The sequence below is a fragment of the Cellulomonas sp. P4_H12 genome (assembly GCF_056400905.1).
Map to the genome: position 1 here is coordinate 1 of NZ_JBFUKJ010000066.1, position 920 is coordinate 920.

Annotated in this window: 2 protein-coding genes; one reads left to right on the forward strand and one right to left on the reverse strand. The window is 64.5% G+C overall.

The genetic code is table 11. The features are described 5' to 3' along the window. On the forward strand, positions 1 to 346 hold a 346-nt coding region (locus AC1DQC_RS19740), incomplete at its 5' end, for a hypothetical protein (RefSeq protein ID WP_477052929.1). A gap of 400 nt (positions 347 to 746) precedes the next feature. Here AC1DQC_RS19740 and AC1DQC_RS19745 read toward each other — a convergent pair. Further along, positions 747 to 920: DUF4357 domain-containing protein (locus tag AC1DQC_RS19745; RefSeq protein WP_477052930.1), on the reverse strand; the 174-nt coding region annotated here is incomplete at its 5' end.

Below are 920 nucleotides of genomic sequence, written 5' to 3' on the forward strand. Positions count from 1 at the left end.
CACCATCAGTGGTATCTACTACCGCCAGGTGTACTTGGTCAGGCTGCGTCGGCACACACCGACTGAGACAGCTGGGCGCACCGCACCCGATGAGGATGCCGTTCTTCCGCCGCTTCCAATCGGCAAGCCCTACGACGCTGCCGAATGGGATGAGGTGCTCGCGCTCCGGAGCAGGACTCGCACCGCGACGGCGCAAGCGCGGCTGCTCAACGAGACCGACCCTGATGAGGTCATCGACGGACCACAACGCGACGCGATAGTCGCTGCGGCTGCGGCCCATACCGTCTCCAACTGGATGGTGTGTGTACTGCTGCTCGGTGTACTGCTGATGGACTCCCTGCCGTAGGCACGATGCGCAATCCACTTCGAATAGCCACCGGAGGAAGCCACGATGGAGATTGGCCAGGAATGAATCTGGCTCCTCCGAATTCCGAGTGCGTTGATCCGCTCCCGAATCCGGCCGCTTTCCTGACTTGTAGGTTGTGCCCGCGGTGCCGCGCCGTTAGACGCTGATAGCAGCGACTGGGACATTCCCCCAGCTCGGCGCACCCTGTGATTCCCGGTGTGGTCGCGCCGCCGTACCGGTGGCAGACGCTGGACCGCGGAACACCCGACCAGTGGCGGCCACCTACTCGAGGTCCCGGTAGTCAATGGCGCACAGAACAACGAAGTCCACGGAGCGACCTGTCACGCGGACGCATCAGCACGGCCAGGACAGGGCAGTCGCACGACCAGAACCCCAGTTCCTAGGATCTGCCGCTTTTCTTGCGGGCCTTCCTTCTGAGGTCATCGAGTGCCCGTCCATCGGTCGTGTGCCATGCGGTCCAGCCGTTGGTCGAGCTGCCGGACGCTGCGACCGCGGCGCCGGACGGCGAGGAGTACCGCGTGTTCTGGAATCGCAGGGCGCCGCCGGGTTCGAC